A 1167-nucleotide genomic window follows, 5' to 3' on the forward strand; every position below is an offset into this window, starting at 1 on the left:
GATGAAAAAACACCTCATATGCATGTGGGCATGGTTCCAGTTAATGAAAAACAAAAACTATCAGCGTATTCATTTTTTAAAAACAAATCAGAACTTCATGATTTACAAGATAAAATCTATGAACATGTGAAAGAAAAGGGATTTGATATAGAGCGTGGTGTTTCTAGCGATAGGAAACATTTATCGACGCAGCGGTTTAAAGCGGTGACTTTGCAACAAGAAATAGAGAAATTAGAGCAGGAAAAGAAAGAAATAGATAGTCGTCTTTATGATTTAAAATTTTCTTTAGATCAAGCGAAAAGTGTAGATGAGATTCCAGTCAAAGAAAAAGGCGGGTTTATACGCTCTAAAACGGTCGAGATTGATTCAGAAGACTTCGAGAGTATAAAAGTATTAGCTAAGTCTTCTGAAGTTCTTAGAAGCGAAAATAGACGCCTTAAAAATGAAAAGATTAAGATTGAACGTGAAAAAGATGATTTATATAAGGGACAACGTTTTTTAGAAAGGCAAGTAACAGACTTGAAAAGAGAGAATCGAGGGTTGAAGGAAGCAAATGATTTTCTTAAGAAAACGTTGGAGCGAGTGAAAGAGATGTATAAGGAGAAGCTTCCTGAACTCGCAGGGGTGATTGGTTATGTTAAGGGGAGTATACTGGACAAGATGAATCGCAAGTTTTTAAAACGACATTTTGCTGGTGATGATGAAGTAAGGGGTGCTCAAAAGTTCTTGAATCACAAACAAGAGCATGAAGAACAACAAAAGAGATTAAAACAAGTGCGAAGAAGCCAACAGAAAAATCGGGACCAGGGATTGGAGAGATAGTGTGGGGACATTATTTAATCAACAACCAAGGATGGATTATTTTCATGGTTATGGAGTTAAGTTCATAGGTACTGTAAAGGAATTGGCTAAGAAAAATAATTTAACGATTGAAGAGACATGTAGGATTTTAGAATTGACTATGAAAATTGACGATTATGATCGTAAGGATGAGCAGTTAGCAGGTATTGGGGAACTTATCAAGGAAATGAATGAACAAATTATGGGGCTTGGTGAAGGTTTGAGTGCTATAAGTGAACGATTGCGTGATATGAGTGAAGGTATTGCGTTAATATCTATGGATGATAAAGAATAATGGCATGTTAGGAGGCTCTGTGTGAGTCTCTT

The 1167-nt window shown here is 35.9% G+C and carries 2 protein-coding genes; both read left to right on the plus strand.

What is annotated here, in order from left to right; translation table 11 throughout:
- Positions 1-822, plus strand: an 822-nt coding sequence (locus FE392_RS22410; RefSeq protein WP_319931890.1) for a plasmid recombination protein, incomplete at its 5' end; no start/stop codon positions are given.
- Between the two features lies 1 nt (position 823).
- Positions 824-1135, plus strand: coding sequence for a hypothetical protein (locus FE392_RS22415; protein WP_000536914.1), 312 nt, complete (start codon positions 824-826; stop codon positions 1133-1135).
- Positions 1136-1167: the final 32 nt, after the last annotated feature.

Source organism: Xenorhabdus santafensis, assembly GCF_033949405.1.
In the GTDB taxonomy this organism is placed as follows: Bacteria; Pseudomonadota; Gammaproteobacteria; order Enterobacterales; family Enterobacteriaceae; genus Xenorhabdus; species Xenorhabdus santafensis.